The organism is Sphingomonas sp., from assembly GCF_964263785.1.
Classification (GTDB): Bacteria; Pseudomonadota; Alphaproteobacteria; order Sphingomonadales; family Sphingomonadaceae; genus Sphingomonas.
The window spans coordinates 1-3,430 of the sequence record NZ_CAXVWL010000092.1 but is presented as its reverse complement, the minus strand read 5'-3'; the positions used below and the strand labels follow the sequence as shown (position 1 = coordinate 3,430).

The 3,430-nt window shown below is 65.8% G+C and carries 3 protein-coding genes and 2 pseudogenes; 3 read left to right on the top strand and 2 right to left on the bottom strand.

What is annotated here, in order from left to right:
• Both ACE5C1_RS12435 and ACE5C1_RS12430 read left to right on the top strand, forming a co-directional pair.
• Nucleotides 1-1,145: hydantoinase/oxoprolinase family protein (locus tag ACE5C1_RS12435; RefSeq protein ID WP_374944393.1), on the top strand; the 1,145-nt coding region annotated here is incomplete at its 5' end.
• 61 nt (nt 1,146-1,206) lie between these two features.
• Nucleotides 1,207-2,265, top strand: coding sequence for a DUF917 domain-containing protein (locus ACE5C1_RS12430; protein ID WP_374944392.1), 1,059 nt, complete (start codon nt 1,207-1,209; stop codon nt 2,263-2,265).
• A gap of 65 nt (nt 2,266-2,330) precedes the next feature.
• Here the strand turns inward: ACE5C1_RS12430 and ACE5C1_RS12425 are convergent.
• Both ACE5C1_RS12425 and ACE5C1_RS12420 read right to left on the bottom strand, forming a co-directional pair.
• Nucleotides 2,331-2,570, bottom strand: a pseudogene (locus ACE5C1_RS12425) (hypothetical protein); the annotation flags it as partial.
• 173 nt (nt 2,571-2,743) lie between these two features.
• A pseudogene (locus ACE5C1_RS12420) lies at nt 2,744-3,064 on the bottom strand (transposase); the annotation flags it as partial.
• On the opposite strand from ACE5C1_RS12420, the gene ACE5C1_RS12415 reads away from it, so the two are divergent.
• On the top strand, nt 3,015-3,299 hold the full coding sequence (locus ACE5C1_RS12415; protein WP_374944391.1) for a hypothetical protein: 285 nt from the start codon (nt 3,015-3,017) through the stop codon (nt 3,297-3,299). The pseudogene ACE5C1_RS12420 and the gene ACE5C1_RS12415 sit on opposite strands and share 50 nt — an antisense overlap.
• Nucleotides 3,300-3,430 lie beyond the last annotated feature (131 nt).

Below are 3,430 nucleotides of genomic sequence, written 5' to 3'. Positions count from 1 at the left end.
CCGCGCTCGATGCCCGCGCGCGCGGGCTGAGGGCGGTCGCGATCACCAGCAACTTCGCCCCGATCCGCCCCGACCTCGAGGTGCGCGCGGAGGCGATCTTCCGCGCAGTGATGCCCGACGCTCGGATCACCCTGTCGCATCAGGTCGGCGGCCTAGGGCTGATCGACCGCGAAAGCGCCGCCGTCATTAACGCCAGCATGGCGGCGCTGGCCGAATCGATCGTCGGCTCGCTGGTCCAGGCGTTCGCCTCGCTCGGCATCGCCGCGCCGATCTTCATCAGCCAGAACGACGGCACGCTGATCACCACCGCGCAAGCTGCCACCTACCCGATCTTCACCTGCTCGGCAGGGCCCACCAACAGCATCCGCGGGGCGGCGTTCCTGACCGGGCTTGACGAGGCCGTGGTGGCTGACATCGGCGGCACGACGACCGATGTCGGGTTCCTGTCGCGTGGCTTCCCGCGCGAGACCGCGATGCCCAAGCTTATTGGCGGGGTCCGCACCAACTTTCGCATGCCCGACATCCTGTCAATCGGGCTCGGCGGCGGCAGCGTGGTGCGCGCGGGCGAGAGCGAGTGCGAGGTCGGACCCGACTCGGTCGGTCACCGGCTCCAGACCGAGGCGCTGGCATTCGGCGGCTCGACGCTGACCGCGACCGACATCGCCATTGCCGCCGGCCAGGCCACGATCGGCGAGCCATCGCGCGTTGCGGGGCTCACCCATGCGATGGTCGGGGCGGCGCTCGACCGCATTCACCGGCTGGTCGAGGAGGCGATCGACCGGATGAAGACGAGCGAGCAACCACTGCCGCTGATTCTTGTCGGCGGGGGCGCGATCCTGATCAACCGGCCGGTCGCGGGCACATCGCGGGTGCTGCGCCCGGACCATGCTACCGTCGCCAACGCGGTGGGCGCGGCAATCGCACTGGTCTCCGGCCGCGTTGACAAGCTCTACGACGTGGCCGCACTCGGTCGCGACGCCGCTCTCGACATGGCGAAAGCCGAGGCGCGTGCGGCGGCCGTGGCGGCGGGAGCGGCGGAGGCGACCGTCGAGGTCATCGAGGTTGTCGAACTGCCGATGACCCACATGAAGGCCGGCACCACCCAGATCAGGGTCCGCGCGGTCGGCGAGCTTGCCGAACTGTGACGCGCCTACGCACGAAAGAACCATCATGTTCACGCTAACCGAAATCGTCGACGTTGCCGACATGGCGCGCGGGGCGGTGCTGCTCGGCACCGGGGGCGGCGGCGATCCATATATTGGCGAGCTGTTCGTCCGCGCGAAAATCGAGGCGGGCCGGATGCCGACGATCATCGACCCCGACGAACTGCCCGACGATGCGTTCGTCGTGGCGATCGCCGGAATCGGCGCGCCGACCGTGATCATCGAGCACCTGGTCAGCGAGGTGACGCTGCTGCGCGTGCTCGCCCGGGCGGAGGCGCTGTACGGCCGCCCGATCGACGCGATAGTTTCCGCTGAGATTGGCGGGGCGAACTCGATGTTTCCGCTCGCGCTTTCGGCGATCAGTGGCATCCCTGTGGTCGACGCCGACGGCATCGGTCGCGCCGTGCCGCATCTCGAGATGACATGCTTCAGTATCGACGGCATCGCCGCCACTCCCGCGATTTTGATGGACGACTCGGGAAACTCGGTGGTGATCGAGGCCGCGAGCGACAAAATGGCGGAGGAATTGTGCCGCGTCGTCACCGGGGCAATGGGCGCGGTTGCGTTCGGCTCCTTCTACCCGATGTCGGGCGGGCAGCTGAAACGCTGCGGAGTACTGCGCACGCTTACGCAGACACGCGACATTGGGCGCAGCATACGCTTGGCGCGCACCGCCGGCCGGGACGTCTTCGCCGATCTGATCGAGGTGCTCGAACGCCGGGACGGCAGGCCGGCCCGCGTGCTGTTCGATGGGCGGATTGTCGATGTGATGCGCGAAACGCGCGATGGCTGGCATTGGGGGCGCGTCACGTTGCACGAACTCACCGATGCCGGACAAGTCTTCACCGTCGATATCCAGAACGAGTTCATCGCCGCGCGGCGCAACGACGAGACGGTGGCGATCGTGCCAGACCTTATCGCGATCCTCGACCGCGAGACTGGCGAGCCGCTAACGGGGGAAATGCTGGCCTACGGACAGCGTGTGAAGGTAATTGGCTATGCCGCGGACGCAAAGCTGCGCCAGCCGGAGAGCTTGAACGTGCTCGGTCCCTTGGCATTTGGCTTAGACGAGCCGTTCATCGCCATCGAGGATCGGGCGTAACTACCGCGCGAACCGACTGGAAAAGCTATTTGCGACGTGAGCGCCAACTATTTGCATCCTATCACCTAGAGTACGATGACGTTAAGCCGGCGCATCCCAGAATTCACGAGGTAGTTGCTGTATTCCGGGGCAGAGAAGGTATCGAGCAGCGTTCCGACGCGTAGCCATTTTGCCTCTTGGGATCGCTCGGCTACTTTTCCCATCAGGTGCTTGATCTTGGCGAAGACATGCTCGGTCGGATAGAGGTCCGGGCTGTACGGCGGCAAGAAGAGCAGCCTGGCGCCGACGGTGCGGATAGCAGGCTGAGGACGAAGGAGAGTATGGCGCAACGGTCGTGAGACAGGGTCGGGTAAGCCAGTTCATGGACAAGCGCTATCCAAGCGCGCCAGGTTGTTTTGGACCCGATCCGCGAACTCCCATACGGGCCCGCGGCATGTCATGGCCGCATCAAGGCCGGACACATGTCAGCACCCGATCCGCGCGCCGTTCGCTTCTTAAAATTCTGCTTGCTCCAACGGGGGCGTCCACACATGTCCATGATCACCACGTCGCCGGGCGAGAGCGTCGGCACGACGCATTGCTCGACATAGTCTGTGAAGCTTTGCGCGTTGACCGGCTGGTCGAGCACGCACGGCGCGTCGATACGGTCGCAGCGCAGCGCCGCTGGGAACGTCATCGTGCGCCAGCGGCCGTAAAGCACCTTGGCATGAAGCCGCTGCTCGACCGGTGCCCAGCCACGCAAGGGGGCCATGTTCGTCTTCACCCACGTCTCGTCGATGAAGACGAGGTGGGCCGGATCACCGCGTCACCAGCTGCAGCTTCCGGGCATGCCCTTCGACGGCCTTGCCATGCACGACGTGATCCAGCCGCCTAAGAAACCGCCCGGCTGTGGTGTGACCGTCTCGCCATCGACACTGCAGCGGTCGACGGGCGCCGCGTCGAACGCGACCCGCCCCTCAGCGGAACAAGGCCAGCAGCGGCGGCACGATCACGATCGTGAGGAACAGGAGCGCCAGCGCGACCAGGCCCCGTGACCGCGAAGCTGTGCGGATTGGCCATTTGGCTTCGCGTGTCTGGTGATCCGGGTTACTGTTTCGCGGTGACGTAAGCCAGGGGCGAGGCGAGCATGAAGCGACTGTGGTCGACCGACGAGCTCGATGAACGC